This is a genomic window from Streptomyces sp. NPDC042336 (assembly GCF_055581985.1).
In genome coordinates this window covers 220,899-235,179 of the sequence record NZ_JBVJEA010000003.1, presented here as the reverse complement: position 1 = coordinate 235,179, position 14,281 = coordinate 220,899, and the positions used below count along the sequence as shown (strand labels likewise).

Annotated in this window: 11 protein-coding genes; 6 read left to right on the top strand and 5 right to left on the bottom strand. The window is 73.0% G+C overall.

The genetic code is table 11. The annotated features are described in order from the left end of the window. Positions 1-128: 128 nt before the first annotated feature. The 4 genes from ACZ6IM_RS09695 to ACZ6IM_RS09680 all read right to left on the bottom strand — a co-directional run bounded on the left by ACZ6IM_RS09695 (position 129) and on the right by ACZ6IM_RS09680 (position 4,761). A complete protein-coding gene (locus ACZ6IM_RS09695) occupies positions 129-1,067 on the bottom strand; it encodes an AraC family transcriptional regulator (RefSeq protein ID WP_052837472.1) in 939 nt (312 codons plus the stop codon). Between the two features lie 33 nt (positions 1,068-1,100). Next, positions 1,101-1,889, bottom strand: coding sequence for a copper homeostasis protein CutC (locus ACZ6IM_RS09690; RefSeq protein WP_052837471.1), 789 nt, complete (start codon positions 1,887-1,889; stop codon positions 1,101-1,103). Beyond that, a complete protein-coding gene (locus ACZ6IM_RS09685) occupies positions 1,886-3,439 on the bottom strand; it encodes a M81 family metallopeptidase (protein WP_052837470.1) in 1,554 nt (517 codons plus the stop codon). The genes ACZ6IM_RS09690 and ACZ6IM_RS09685 overlap by 4 nt, the downstream gene beginning before the upstream one ends. Positions 3,440-3,540: 101 nt before the next feature. Further along, positions 3,541-4,761, bottom strand: a complete 1,221-nt coding sequence (locus tag ACZ6IM_RS09680; RefSeq protein ID WP_469555595.1) for an ROK family protein — start codon at positions 4,759-4,761, stop codon at positions 3,541-3,543. Positions 4,762-4,971: 210 nt separating this feature from the next. Between ACZ6IM_RS09680 and ACZ6IM_RS09675 the strand changes: the two genes are divergently transcribed. From ACZ6IM_RS09675 to ACZ6IM_RS09655, 5 genes are all read left to right on the top strand, one after another. Next, positions 4,972-6,780, top strand: coding sequence for a peptide ABC transporter substrate-binding protein (locus ACZ6IM_RS09675; RefSeq protein ID WP_469555592.1), 1,809 nt, complete (start codon positions 4,972-4,974; stop codon positions 6,778-6,780). Between the two features lie 61 nt (positions 6,781-6,841). Further along, complete coding sequence (locus tag ACZ6IM_RS09670) at positions 6,842-7,801, top strand: ABC transporter permease (protein WP_052837467.1); 960 nt, start codon at positions 6,842-6,844, stop codon at positions 7,799-7,801. Continuing rightward, positions 7,798-8,691 (top strand): ABC transporter permease, encoded by an 894-nt coding sequence (locus ACZ6IM_RS09665; protein ID WP_052837466.1) that lies wholly within the window; start codon positions 7,798-7,800, stop codon positions 8,689-8,691. Before ACZ6IM_RS09670 ends, ACZ6IM_RS09665 begins: the two co-directional genes overlap by 4 nt. Continuing rightward, a complete protein-coding gene (locus ACZ6IM_RS09660) occupies positions 8,688-10,418 on the top strand; it encodes a dipeptide ABC transporter ATP-binding protein (RefSeq protein ID WP_469555588.1) in 1,731 nt (576 codons plus the stop codon). Before ACZ6IM_RS09665 ends, ACZ6IM_RS09660 begins: the two co-directional genes overlap by 4 nt. Then, on the top strand, positions 10,415-11,362 hold the full coding sequence (locus ACZ6IM_RS09655) for an ROK family protein (RefSeq protein WP_469555585.1): 948 nt from the start codon (positions 10,415-10,417) through the stop codon (positions 11,360-11,362). Before ACZ6IM_RS09660 ends, ACZ6IM_RS09655 begins: the two co-directional genes overlap by 4 nt. Here ACZ6IM_RS09655 and ACZ6IM_RS09650 read toward each other — a convergent pair whose 3' ends face one another. After that, the gene (locus ACZ6IM_RS09650; protein WP_469555582.1) at positions 11,363-12,532 is read right to left on the bottom strand and encodes a YihY/virulence factor BrkB family protein; all 1,170 of its coding nucleotides are present in this window, start codon (positions 12,530-12,532) and stop codon (positions 11,363-11,365) included. A 100-nt stretch (positions 12,533-12,632) separates the two neighbouring features. Between ACZ6IM_RS09650 and ACZ6IM_RS09645 the strand changes: the two genes are divergently transcribed. Beyond that, entirely contained in the window at positions 12,633-14,276 is a 1,644-nt protein-coding gene (locus tag ACZ6IM_RS09645; RefSeq protein ID WP_469555579.1) for an acyl-CoA dehydrogenase family protein, read from the top strand. Positions 14,277-14,281 lie beyond the last annotated feature (5 nt).

Below are 14,281 nucleotides of genomic sequence, written 5' to 3'. Positions count from 1 at the left end.
CCAGGTTACGCCGGGACGGGGTTCGCACCGGTGCGGGTCGCACGCCGCACGCTCCGCCGCAGCCCCGGGCACACGTGCCCCGCCCGCTCGACCGAGGCCGTGCGTGTTCCGCGTACCCGTCTGCCGGGCTAGGCCGGGCCCCGGGTCCGGTACTCCTGCGGGCTGACGCCGTACTCCCGTTTGAAGGCGGTGGACAGGGCGAACGCGCTGCCGTAGCCGACCTGGCGGGCGATCGCGGCGAGGGTGTCCTCGCCGTCCCGCAGCCGGTCGGCGGCCACGGCGAGGCGCCAGCCGGTGAGGTACGCCATGGGCGGTTCGCCGACCAGGTCGGTGAAGCGGCGGGCGAGCGCGGCGCGGGAGACCCCGGCCTTGGCGGCGAGGGACGCGACGGTCCAGGGGTGCGCCGGGTCGTCCTGGAGCAGCCGCAGGACCCGGCCGACGACCGGGTCGCCCATCGCCCGGTACCAGGCGGGCGCCTCGGCCGACGGCCGGGCGAACCAGGCCCGCAGCGCGGCGATGACCAGCAGGTCCAGGAGCCGGTCCAGGACCACCTCCTGGCCCGGCTCGTCCCGCGTGACCTCCGTCATCAGCAGGGGGGTGAGGGGGTTGTCCCACGCCTCGGCGGTGAGGGACAGCAGCGGGGGCAGCGCGTCGAGGAGGCGGCCGCCGATCTCGCCGCGGACCAGGTAGGTGCCGATGAGGAGCACCGCCTCGCCGTCGGGGCGGTCGCCCCAGGTGCGTACGCCGAGGTCCATCGAGCCGTTGAGGGGGCGTCCGTCGGGGTAGCTGCACGCGCCGCCCGGCAGGATCACCGCCTGCGGGGCGGTGGCGGGGTCGTCGGCGCAGACGTACGGGTCGGGGCCGCGCGCGACGGCCAGGTCCCCGGCCCTCAGCCGCAGCCGCTCCCCCGTGTCCGGCACGATCCAGGCGTCGCCGCGGACCATCAGCATCACGGTCAGCGGCGCCCCGTCCTCGACGCGCACGGCCCACGGCGGATCGAAACAGGCGCGGATCATGAAGGCGCCACGGGCCCGGGGGCCCTCCAGAAGTCCGGCGAGTGCGTCCACGGTGACAGTGTCCCGGTCCGGCCCGCGGACGGTTCACCGAGGGGCGCCCGGGACCTCCCCCCGCCGGCCGAGCGTCGCGTCCAGAGCCCTCCTCGCCTCCACGACGACGGCGGCGTCGGTGACGAAGTGGGTGTCGTCGGCGGCGGAGGTGCCGCCGGCGCCGAGCGGTACCCAGCCGGCCGCGCGCCGGGGCGTGGCCCGGGACTTGGCGGACAGGTGCACCGAGGTGGCGCCCGCCGCCAGCAGCCCGGCGACGTCGCCGGGCCGCACTCCGCCGCCGGCGGCGACGTCGATCCCGGGGGCCGCGGCGGCCATCGCGGTGAGCACGGCGCTGCCCTCGATCGCGGTGGGCGCGCCGCCGGAGGTCAGGACACGGGTGATGCCGAGCCCCGGCAGCGCCGCGACGGCGGCCACCGGGTCGCTCGCCTGGTCCACCGCCCGGTGGAGCGTGACCTGCGCGGCGGGATCGGTGTCCCGCGCGGCGCCCAGGAACGCGGCGAGGGCGTCCGTGTCGAGGGCGCCGTCCGGGGTCAGCGCCCCGACGACGACGCCGCGGGCACCCGCCCGCAGGGCGGCGCGCACCTCGGCGGCCATCAGGGCGACCTCCTCGTCGTCGTACACGAAGTCGCCGGGCCGGCAGCGGACGAGGACGTGGACGGGCGGCCCGGCCTCGACGGCCGCCTCGACGGCCGCGGTCGAGGGGGTGAGGCCGCCCAGTTCGAGCCCGGTGCACAGTTCGATGCGGTCCGCCCCCGTGTCGCGGGCGGTGCGGGCACCGGCCGGGGAGGTGACGGCGATCTCCAGGCTGGGGCGGGCGCTCACTCGTCGGCCCCGGTCAGCGGCTGGTCGGCGGCCGGGACGAGGCGGGCGGACAGGTCCGGGTCGGCCATGGCGGGGTCGAAGGGGAACATCGGCCGGCGGATGCGGTGGTGGCCGAGCCGGACGAGGTCCTGGTCGACGCCGCCCGGGGTGAGGGCCATCTTCCAGTCGGCGGCCATCGCGAACAGCTCGGGCTCCAGGTAGCCGATCTTCACGATGACGATGTCGGCTCCGCGCGGGTCGAGGTCCAGGCCGGTGAAGTCGTGCTCGTGGTGGTAGGGCTTGCGCAGCTCGGTGAGGATGACGTACGCGCTGCCGACGCGTATCACCACCTCGGTCCGCGCGTCGCGGTCCCCGTGCCGGACGGCGTGCACGACGCCGGTGAGGGTGACGGGACCGGCGTGCCGGTCGTCGACCTCGGCGCCCGCCGTCACCGTCACCGTGGCCCCGACGCCCGCCGCGGCGGCGTGCCGGACGGCCTCGGGACCCGGCACCGAGGCGTACAGGACGGTCGGCCCGTCCTCCTTCCGGAACTCGGGGCGGGCCAGCAGCCGCGCCAGGCCCCAGGTCACGTCACCGGCGCCGCCCGCGGTGGGGTTGTCGCCGGTGTCGCTGACGTAGTACGGGCGTCGCTCGCCCGCCAGGGCCTCGTCCAGGATGTCGTCGAAGGTGCCGGTGGGAGCGACGAAGTCGAAGTCGTGGCGGGCTTCCCAGAAGCCGCGGGCCAGCCGTTCGGCGCCCGCGGACACCGCCCGCTCGTCGTGCCCGGTGACCACGACCGCGGCCCGGTTGCGGGGTTCGTCCGCCCAGGCGTAGCCGACCCAGATCGCCGCGTCGATCACGCCGTCCTGGGCCTCGACCTCGGGAACGGCCCCGTACACGCTCTTGGCGGGCTCGATCCGGGTGGAGGTCTGCTCGCCGGCCAGCAGGACGGGGACGGGCACCCATGCCTTCACCGGGCGGGGGGCGCCGGAGGCGAGGTGGGTGAGCAGATTGCGGACGGCGCGTTCCTTGGTCTCCATGTGGTCCTCGTGCGGGGCCATCCGGTAGCAGGTGATCAGGTCGCTGCGGTGGACGAGGGCGCGGGAGACGTTGCCGTGCAGGTCCATGGAGGTGGAGACGATCACGTCGTCGCCGACGACGGAGCGGACCTTCTCCAGGAGCAGCGCCTCGGCGTCGTCGATGCCCTCGACGGTCATGGCGCCGTGGATGTCGAACCAGAGGCCGTCCAGCGCGGGCAGCGCGGCGAGCCGGGTGAGGAGTTCCCCGGTGAGTTCCTCCCAGGCCGCGGCCGTGACGGTGCCGCCCGGCAGCGACTTGCCGACCAGGGCGCCGTGCCAGTCGGCCGCCTCGCGCAGTTCCTCGCCCGCGGCGAGGAAGGGGTAGCGGTCCAGCACCTCCTGGCCGCGGGAGGGGTGGAAGGCGGGCGCCTGGGTGCGGGCGGGCGAGAAGGTGGACGACTCGATGCCGAGACCGGCGATGGCGATGACGGGGCGGCGGGAGGGGGTGCCTGCGGGGGTGCTGGGGGTGCTGGGGGTGCTGGGGTGCGACATGGCTCCTCGTTCGTGCGAGTGGTGCGGGAGGTGCGTGGTGCGCGGGGTGTGTGGTGCGGGAAATGCGGGTTCAGGGAGAGAGGGGTGCAGGGAGTGCGGGTTCAGGGGGCGGAGGTCTGGAACCGGTCCGGGTCCAGCTGGGCTCCGCCGACCTCGCGCAGGGCCTGGGCCAGCGCCCGCTGGAGGGCGAACTGTCCGGCGCCCAGGAGGCCGGCGTCGGCGCCGAGGACGGCCCGTTCGATGGCGAGGTGTTCGGTGACCAGGGGATGGCAGCTCTCGTAGAGCTGGCTGCGCACGGCGGCGACGAACGGTTCGACGGTGGAGAGGATGCCGCCCAGGTAGACGGCGTCCGGATTGAAGAAGTTGACGTTCGCGGCGAGCACCTGACCGAGGTAGTCCCCGGCCCTGCGCACCGCCCGGTTGGCCTCCGGGTGCGCGTCGGTGGCCAGCCGCACCACGTCCTCGGCGCTGGTGACGTCGACGCCCTCGTCCCGCAGCACCCGGACGAGGGCGGCGCCCGAGGCGACCGTCTCCAGGCAGTCGGTGTTGCCGCAGGAGCAGGGCATGTGGTCGCCGTGGGCGATGCGGATGTGGGTGATCTCCCCGGCCACTCCCCTGCCACCCCGGTAGAGCCGGCCGTCCACGAGGGCGGCGGCGCCGATGGCGGTGCCCGTCTTCACCATGATCACCTGCTGGTGACGCCCCTTGCGGGCCGTGTGCTCGCCGACGGCCATGCAGTTGGCGTCGTTGTCGGCGACGGCCGGGACCGCGAAGCGCTCCCGCAGCCAGGACTCGACGGGGAAGCGGTTCCATCCCGGCATGCGGGAGGGCTGCACGACGCTTCCCGTGGCGGTGTCGACCGGACCGGGCAGGGAGAGACCGACGCCGCGCAGCCGTGCCCTGCCGTGGCGTTCGACCAGCTCGTCCAGGGTGGCCGCGAGCCGGGAGAGCGCCGCCTGCGGGCCCTCGGCGATCACCAGCGGCACGGTGGAGACGTCGCGCAGCTCGCCGCCCGGCAGGACCACTCCGACGCGGGCGTGGCTGCCGCCCAGGTCGGCGGCGAGGGCGAACTCGTCCTGGCCACCGAGCCTGAGCACCTTGCGCGGGCGCCCGCCGTTGGAGGACTGGGTGCCTTCCTCGGCGACGAGACCGTGCTCCACGAGCTGTGCCACGGCCACCGAGACGCTGGAGGCCGCGGCGCCGAGCAGCTCGGCGAGCTGGGCCCGGGAGGTCGCCCGGCCGGAGGCGATCAGTTCGAGGGCCCGCGCCGCCAGCGCCGAGGTACCCGCCGCCCGCCGCCCCCGCGTACTTATTTCATTCATCTACGTGCTTACTTCCCCATGGTCGGTCCGAAGCAGACAGTACGCCTGAAACGCGGTCCCGTGAATGGCAATATCCGCAGCAATTCGTAGCTGGAACAGCGTCCGGACTTTTTTCAGAAACGGAGATACTTAGTTGTTACGCAACTTTGTTTGAACCTGCATCGAGTCAGGCGTTAGCTGACCTCCAGGCCACTCACCTGGAGGAGATACATGTCCCCTGCTCGCACAGCGACACGCCGACGCCGGGCGCTCGTCGTCGGCGCATGCGCGGCCGTGGGCGTGCTGCTCAGCGGCTGCGCGGGCGGTGTGACCGCGCCCTCCGGCTCGAAGGACGAGATCAACTACGCCCTCCCGGCGAACTTCACCCCCAACTGGATCGTCCCGATCGGAACGCCGGGGCACCTCAACACCAACAACTCCTCCATATCCCAGGTCATGTGGGAGCCGCTGATCGCCTATGACGGCTCCAGCGGCGAGATCGGCTGGAACAAGGACAACTCACTGGCGACGGACGCGGAGTTCGCCGCGGACAACAGAAGCGTCACCATCACCCTCGGCGACCGTCATTGGAGCGACGGCGAGCCGGTCACCTCCCGGGACGTCGAGTTCTGGTTCAACCTGGTCCGGGAGAACAAGAAGTCGTGGGCCAGCTACAGCCCGGGCAAGGCCCCGGACACCTGGACCTCCTTCCGGACCATCGACGACCGGCACTTCACGCTCGGCTTCGACCGCTCCTACAACCGGCAGTGGATGCTCGCCAACCAGCTGAGCATGATCCGCCCGATGCCGCAGCACGTGTGGGACAAGACCGGCGACTCGGGGGAGGTCTCCGACCTCGACCGCACCCCGGCCGGCGCCGAGAAGGTCTGGACGTACCTGATCGACGCCGGCAAGAAGATCTCCCACTACGCGAGCGACCCGCTGTGGAAGACGGTCAGCGGACCGTACACGCTCAAGTCCTTCTCCACCGCGGGCAAAGTCGAACTCGTCGAGAACGAGAAGTACGACGGCGGGGGCGCGGCCCAGGTCGGGCAGATCAACCTGCTGTCCTTCACCACCGTGGCCGCCGAGGAGAACGCGCTGCGGGCCGGCACGGTCGACTACGGCTACATCAAGGCCTCCGACCTCGGGATCAAGAAGTCCTTCACGGACCTCGGCTACCACGTCGAGCGGTGGTCCGGCTGGGCCGTCACCTACATGCCTTACAACTTCAACAACCCGGAGATGGGCGCCGTCTTCCGGCAGTTGTACGCCCGGCAGGCCATCCAGATGTCCGTCGACCAGAAGACCCTGGCCAAGGTGCTCTACAACGGCACCGCCGTACCCACCTACGGCCCCGTCCCGCAGGGGCAGGCGTCCGCCTTCCTCTCGGACGAGCAGAAGGCCGAGCCGTACCCCTTCTCCAACTCCGAGGCGCGCAAGCTGCTGACGGACCACGGCTGGAGCCCGAAGGACGGCACCATGGTGTGCACCTCACCGGGCGAAGGCGCGGGTCACTGCGGCGAGGGCGTCGAGAAGGGCACCGAGTTCAGGATGCGGGTGCTCTCCCAGTCCGGCTCCACGGAGACGGACAACATGATGAGCGCCCTGCAGTCCTCCTTCGAGGAGACCGGCATCGACTTCGACATCAAGACCGCGCCGGTCAACTCGGTCCTCTCGCAGACCGGGCAGTGCGAGCGCGACGACCCCGCCTGCAAGTGGCAGCTCTCCTTCTTCGGCAGCGCGGGCAGCTGGTACTTCCCCGCCTACCCCAGCGGTGACGCGCTCTTCGCGAGCGGCGGCGGCTCCAACTTCGGCAGTTACTCCAACCCCGAGGTGGACAAGCTGATCGACCGGACCACCACCTCCTCGTCCCCCGAGGCCATGCCCGCCTACGGGACGGCCCTCGCCAGGGACCTGCCCGTGATCTGGCTCCCCGAGCCCGACTACCAGGTCTCCGTGATCAGGGACGGCCTCGGCGGGTTCGCCCAGGACTCCCTCGCCAACTTCCACCCCGCCATGTGGGCGTGGACCGAGTGAGCCCGCGCCCGGTCCCGCTCCCCCGCAGACGCCCCGTCCCCACCCAGTCACCCGGAAACCCATGAGCACATACTCCTTCCTGATCAGGCGTGTCCTGCAGGCCCTGGCGGTGGTCCTCCTCGTGACCGTCGTGGTGTTCTGCCTGCTGCACGCCCTGCCCGGGGGCCCCGCCCGCGGCATCCTCGGCCCCCAGGCCACCGCCCCGCAGATCGCCGCCTTCAACCACGAGCAGGGGCTCGACAAGCCGCTGCCGGTTCAGTACGCGTACTTCCTGAACCAGCTGGTCCACGGCGATCTCGGCATGTCCTACACCCTCAACGAGCCCGTCTCCCAACTGATCACCGAACGGCTGCCGAAGACGCTGCTGCTGACCGTCCTCTCGGCGGTCGTCGGCCTGCTGGTCGCGGTGCCGCTCGGCGTGTGGCAGGCCGTCCGCCGCAACAAGCCGGTCGACTACGTCATCACCACGCTCAGCTTCATCGCCTACTCCACCCCCGTGTACTTCCTCGGCCTCGTCCTGGTCCTCGTCTTCAGCCAGGTCCTGCCCTGGTTCCCGGCCCAGGCGCCCCAGGGCAACAGCGTCGCCGACGTCCTCGCCCAGCCCCAGGGGCTGGTGCTGCCGGTGGTGGCCGGCGCGGCCACGATGGTCGCCGTCTTCAGCCGCTACATGCGCTCGGCCACGCTGGAGAACCTCACCGAGGACTACGTGCGGACGGCGCGGGCCGGCGGCTCCCGTCCCCGGGCCATCCTGACGCGGCACGTCTTCCGCAACTCGCTGACCCCCGTGGTGGCCATGCTCGGCTACTACGTACCGGTGCTCTTCGGCGGTGCGCTGGTGGTGGAGCAGCTCTTCAACTACCCCGGAATGGGCCTGCTGTTCTGGACCGCCGCCCAGTCCTCCGACTATCCCGTGCTGCTGGGCTGCGTCCTGGTCATCTCGGTCGCCACGGTGACCGGCACCCTCCTGGCCGACATCCTCCAGCGCGTCATCGACCCCCGAGTGAAGGCAGGTCGGTCATGAGCTCCCTCACCTCCCTGGACGGGCTCGCCGCGAAGCCCGCGCGCGCCGCCTCCGGCACCCGGCTCGCGGTCCGCCGCTTCCTGCGCAACCGCCTCGCCGTAGTGGGGCTCGGTGTCGTGGTCTTCTTCGTGCTGTTCTGCTTCGTGGGCCCGCTGATCCACTCCACCGACCAGACCCACACGCTGCTCCAGCAGGTCAACCAGTCGCCCAGCGCCGCCCACTGGCTCGGCACCGACGCGGTCGGCCACGACGAGCTGGGCCGGCTGATGTACGGCGGCAAGGTCTCCCTGATCGTCGGTTTGTCGGCCGGCGTCCTCGCCACGGTCATCGGCACCCTGTGGGGCGCCGCGGCCGGCTACGCGGGCGGCTGGATCGACGCGGTCATGATGCGCGTGGTGGACGCGGGCATCGCCATCCCCGCCCTGTTCATCCTGCTGGTGGTCTCCGCGATCACCACCCCGGACCTGACCGGTCTCGTCGTCATCCTCGGCCTCATCTCCTGGCTCGTGCCCTCACGGCTGGTGCGGGCGGAGACCCTGACACTGAAGAACCGGGACTTCGTCCTCACCCTGCGCGCCATCGGCGGCACGCACGCGCGCGCCATCGTCCGGCACATCCTGCCGAACTCGGTGTCGACCATCATCGTGGCGGCCACCTTCCAGATCGCCGACGCGATCCTGCTGGTGGCCTACGTCTCCTACCTCGGCCTGGGCGTCCAGCCCCCGGCCACCGACTGGGGCGGCATGCTCTCCACGGGAATGACCGCCGCCTACTCGGGCTACTGGTGGCTGATCGTGCCGCCGGGCCTCGCCATCATCCTGGTGGTGTGGGCGTTCAACGCGATCGGAGACGGACTCCGGGACGCATTCGACGTGAGGGGGCGCGCGTGAGCGCCGTTCGACGACCGGCCGCTCCCGCCGCCGGGGACCACATCCTCGACCTCGACGACCTGGGCGTCGTCTTCACCACGGAGACCGGCACGGTGCAGGCCGTGCGGGGCGTGTCCCTGCACGTAGCGCCCGGCGAGACGCTCGCCCTGGTCGGCGAGTCGGGCTCGGGCAAGTCCACCGTCGCGCTGGCGGCCATGGGGCTGCTGTCCGGCAACGCCCGCGCCACCGGGAGGGCCGTCGTGGACGGCACCGACATCGTCGGCGCCGACGAGGAGCGGCTGACCGGGCTGCGCGGATCGACCGTCTCGATGGTCTTCCAGGAGCCGGCCACCGCGCTCGACCCGCTCACCCGGGTCGGCAAGCAGATCGCCGAGGTGATCCGCAACCACCGGCGGACGTCCGCGCCCGACGCCGCCGCGCGCGCCGTCGAACTGCTGCGCCGCGTCGGCATCCCCGAGCCCGAGCAGCGGGCCCGCTCCTATCCGTTCCAGCTCTCCGGCGGCCAGCGCCAGCGGGTCGTCATCGCCATGGCCATCGCCAACGAACCGGCGCTGCTGATCGCCGACGAACCCACCACCGCGCTCGACGTGACCGTGCAGGCCGAGATCCTCGACCTGCTGCGGCGGCTCGCGGCCGAGACCGGCACGGGTGTCCTGCTGGTCACCCACAACATGGGCGTCGTCGCGGACTTCGCCGACCGGGTCGCGGTGATGTACCAGGGCGCCATCGTGGAGACCGGACCCGTCGAGGACGTACTGCTGCGCCCCTCGCACGACTACACCAAGCGGCTGCTGTCCGCCGTACCGCGGCTCTCCGTCGCCGAGGTGTCCGAGTCCGGCGAGTCCGGCCAGCGGCGGGCGCAGGAGCCCGACGCGGCGCCCGCCGGAGAACCGGCGGTGGAACTGAGGGACGTCTCGGTGGTCTTCGGCCGCGGGAAGCGGGCGGTGCACGCCCTCAAGGGCGTCTCCTTCGCCGTCCACCCCGGTGAGACCCTCGGCCTGGTGGGAGAGTCGGGCTCCGGCAAGTCCACCGCATCCCGGGTGGCGCTCGGCCTGATCACCCCCACGGCCGGCTCCGTCACCCTCTTCGGCGCCGACCTGGCCGCCACCCGCGCGCGGGCCCGGCGGGCGCTGCGGGCCGGCATCGGTGTCGTGCTCCAGGATCCGGTCGCCTCGCTCGACGCCCGGATGACGGTGGGCGAATGTGTCGCCGAACCGCTGCGGATCCACCGCGGGAGGCTGTCCGGCAGGGAACGGGAGTCCCTGGTCGGCGCCGTGCTCGACCGGGTCCGGCTGCCGCGGGAGGTGGCCCGGCGCACGCCGCGCGAACTGTCCGGCGGCCAGCGCCAGCGCGTGAGCCTCGCGCGCGCCCTGGTCCTCGAACCGCGCCTGCTGGTGGCGGACGAACCCACCAGCGCCCTGGACGTGAGTGTGCAGCAGGCGGTCCTCGAAGTCATCCGCGAACTGCAGGATGAGCTGGGCTTCGCCTGCCTGTTCGTCTCCCACGACCTGGCCGTCGTGCAGCAGTTCGCGCGCCGGGTGGTGGTGATGCGGGCCGGGCGGGCCGAGGAGCAGGGGCTCACGTCGGCCACGCTGCTGCATCCGGAGACCGACTACACCCGGCGCCTGCTGGCGGCGGTGCCCGTGCCCGACCCCGTCGTCCAGCGGGGCCGCCGGGCGGAGCGACTGGCGACCCTCGCCGCCGGACGGACGGAGGAGCAGGCGTGAGCGGTCACGACACGCCGGTCTTCGCGGGGGTCGACATCGGCGGCACCACCACCCAGGTGGTGCTCTGCGACGAGGAACTGAGGGTGCTCGACCGGGCGGACACGGCCACTCCGGCCCGTTCCGGCGGGCGGGCGATGATCGCCGCGACGCTCGACGCGCTCGCCGACGTGCGGGCGCGCACACCCGGCCGGCTGGCCGCCGTGGGAGTGGGCGCCGCCGGAGTGGTCGACGCCGTCTCCGGTCACGTCCTGGTGGCGAGCGACTCGTTCACCGACTGGGCCGGTTTCCCGGTGGCCCCGGCCCTGCGCACCGCGCTGGGCGTCCCCGCCTTCCTCGACAACGACGTCAACGCCTTCGTGCGCGGCGAGACCGCGTGCGGCGCGGCGGCGGGCGAGCGGGACGTCCTGGGCATGACGCTGGGCACGGGCGTCGGCGGGGCGCTGTGGACGGGGGGAGAGCTGCGCACCGGCGCCCACGGCGCGGCCGGCGAGATCGGCCACATCCCCGGCTTCGGCGACCTGCCGTGCACGTGCGGTGGGCGCGGCCACCTGGAGACGCTGGCCTCGGCCCGTTCGCTGCGGGCCCGCTACGGCGAGCGCACCGGGCGGGAGCTGTCCGCCCGCGAGGTGGCCGAGGCGGCCCGGGGCGGGGACGCCGACGCCCGGGCCGTGTACGCGGCGGCGGGCGCCGGGGTCGCGCGCGCGATCGTGATGACCGCCGGTCTCGTCGACATCACCACGGTCGTGATCGGGGGAGGCGTCAGCGGCGCCTGGCCGCTGCTCGAACCACTGATCAAGGGGCCGCTCGCCGCCGAACCGCCGATCAGCGGCCATCCCGTCAAGCTGCTGCGGGCGGCCCTGGGGACCGACGCCGTGCCGCTGGGCGCGGCGGCCCGGGCACGCCACGAGCTGACCGCCCGCCGGGCCCGGCCCGGGGCGGCGTAGCTAGGAGGCCTCCGGCTTGTCGTGCCCGTGGCCGTCGTCGTGGTGGTCGTGATGGGTGTGGTTCGCGGGGGGCAGGCTCTTCGGGTGGGTGCGCAGGCGGGCCGTGACGTCCTCGGGGGGCAGGAAGCGGGACCAGCGCTCGGGGAACTCGGAGGGCATGTCGGGGTCGCCCTCGCCGTTCGCCGAGGTGCGGGCCACGTACTCGGCGACCTGGGCCTGACGCAGCCGCTCGTTGGCCTCGCGGGCGGCCGCGGTCGCGGCGGCCGGCCACACCCGGTCGATGGCCGCGTTGACCGCGGCCCCGACGAGCACCGCGAACGCGGACACGCCGATCCACAACAGCACGGCGACGGGCGCGGCGAGGGAGCCGTAGATGGTGGGCCCCTCGACGGTGCTGGTGAGGTAGATGCGCAGCAGGAAGCTGCCGAGCACCCACATGGCGAGGGCGACCAGCGCGCCGGGGACGTCCTCGATCCACGGGGAGCGCACGGGCACCGACACGTGGTACAGCGTGGTCAGGAACGCCACCGACAGGATGATCACGACCGGCCAGTAGAGCACCTGGACGACCGTCGTCGACCACGGCACGATCCGCACCACGGCGTCCGGTCCCGCCACCATCAGCGGCAGCGCGATCGACCCGATCAGCAGCGCCACGATGAACAGCAGGAAGGCCATCAGGCGGGTCCTGACGATGCCCCGGACGCCGTCGAGGCCGTACATCACGGTGATGGTGTCGATGAAGACGTTCACCGCGCGGGAGCCCGACCACAGCGCGAACAGGAAGCCGATGGAGATGACGTCGGGCCGGCCGCCCTTCATCACGTCGTCCAGGATCGGCTCGGTGATCTGCTTGACGCCCTTCTCGGAGAGCACCGCGCGGGAGGCGTCCAGGATGTTGTTGCGCAGGCTCTCGGTGGTGTCGGCGCCGATCCAGGAGTCGACGTAGCCGAGCAGTCCGAGCAGGCTCAGCAGGAGGGGCGGCACCGAGAGCAGGGTGAAGAACGCGGCCTCGGCGGCCAGGCCGAGGATGCGGTACTCCATGCACGAGTTGACCGTGTCCTTGAGCAGCAGCCAGGCGGTCCTGCGTTTGGAGACGTTCCGGTACAGGACCCGGGCGCGGTGGAGCCGGCCCGAGGGCCGTTCGGGGGAGTCACTTGCTGGCTGCACGCCCTAAAGGTATCCGGCGCCGGGGGTGCCACTCATCCGCGGACGCCCGCCGCCGCGGTCCCGGCCCGCCCAGGGCCCGCGGCACGGTAGGTTCACGGTCATGGCAGGCAGTACCCACACCGTGACGAATCAGGCGCCCCCGCTGTCCGGCTACGACGTCTTCACCTCCGACCGGGTCCTGACCGAGGCGGTCGGGCGGCATCTGGCGGCGGGGCCGCGCGAGGAGGCGTCGGCCGAGCTGTCGGGCCTCGGCCGGGGCTGCGGGTCCTTCCAGACCCAGGAGTGGGGCGCGCAGGCCAATGACCATCCGCCGGTCCTGCGCACCCACGACCGCTACGGCCACCGCGTCGACGAGGTCGACTTCCACCCGGCCTGGCACCGGCTGCTCGGCAAGGGCGTCTCGGCGGGCCTGACCGACGCCTGGTCGCGGCCGGGCGGACACGTGCGGCGCGCGGCGGCGTTCCTGATGTGGACCCAGGTGGAGGCGGGAAACTGCTGTCCGCTGTCGATGACCCACGCGGCGGTGCCGGCCCTGCGCGCCGACCCGGAGCTGGCCGCCGAGTGGGAGCCCCGGCTCACCTCCCGGGTCTACGACCGGGAGCTGCGGCCGGCCCACCTGAAGGCCGGGGTGCTGTTCGGAATGGGCATGACGGAGAAGCAGGGCGGCAGCGACATTCGGGCGAACACCACGTCGGCGCGGCCACTGGCCGAGGACGGGGCCTACGAGCTGACCGGGCACAAGTGGTTCTGCTCGGCGCCGATGTCGGACGGCTTCCTGGTCCTGGCACGGGCCCCCGGTGGGCTGACCTGCTTCCTGGTGCCGCGCGTGCTGGCGGACGGCACCCGCAACGTGTTCCTGATCCAGCGGCTCAAGGACAAGCTGGGCAACCGGTCCAACGCCTCGGTCGAGGTCGAGTTCGCCGGGACCTGGGCGCGCCGGGTCGGCGCGGAGGGGCGCGGGGTGCCCACGATCATCGACATGGTGGCGGCGACCCGGCTGGACTGCGTGCTGGGCTCGGCGGGCCTGATGCGGCAGGCGGTGGCCCAGGCGGTGCACCACTGCGCCTACCGGGAGGCGTTCGGCGCGAAGCTGGTCGACCAGCCGCTCATGCGCAACGTCCTCGCGGACCTCGCGATCGAGTCGGAGGCGGCCACGACGCTCGGACTGCGGCTGGCGGCGGCCTGTGACGCGGCGGGCGGGGGCGACGAGCGGGAGCGGGCGCTGCTGCGCCTCGCGGTCCCGGCGGCCAAGTACTGGGTGACCAAGCGGTGTGCGCCGGTGGTGGTGGAGGCGGCCGAGTGCCTGGGCGGCAACGGGTACGTCGAGGAGTCCGGCCTGCCCCGGCTGGTGCGCGAGTCGCCGCTGAACTCCGTCTGGGAAGGTGCCGGGAACGTGCAGGCGCTGGACGTGCTGCGGGCGCTGGGGCGCGAACCGGCGGCGCTGGACGCGTACCTGACGGAGGTGGGCGCGGCGCGCGGGGCCGATCACCGGCTGGACGCGGCCATCCGGGACCTGCTGACGGACCTGGCCGACCTCGCGGCCGCCGAGGGCCGGGCCCGGCTGCTGACGGAGCGGCTGGCGCTGGTGCTGCAGGGCTCGCTGCTGGTGCGGTACGCGCCGCCGGAGGTCGCCGACGCGTTCTGCGCCTCGCGGCTGGGCAGCGACGGGGGCGCGGCCTTCGGCACGCTGCCGTCGACGCCGGCTCTCGCGGCGGTGGTGGAGCGGGCCCGCCCGGAGGCCTGATTCCG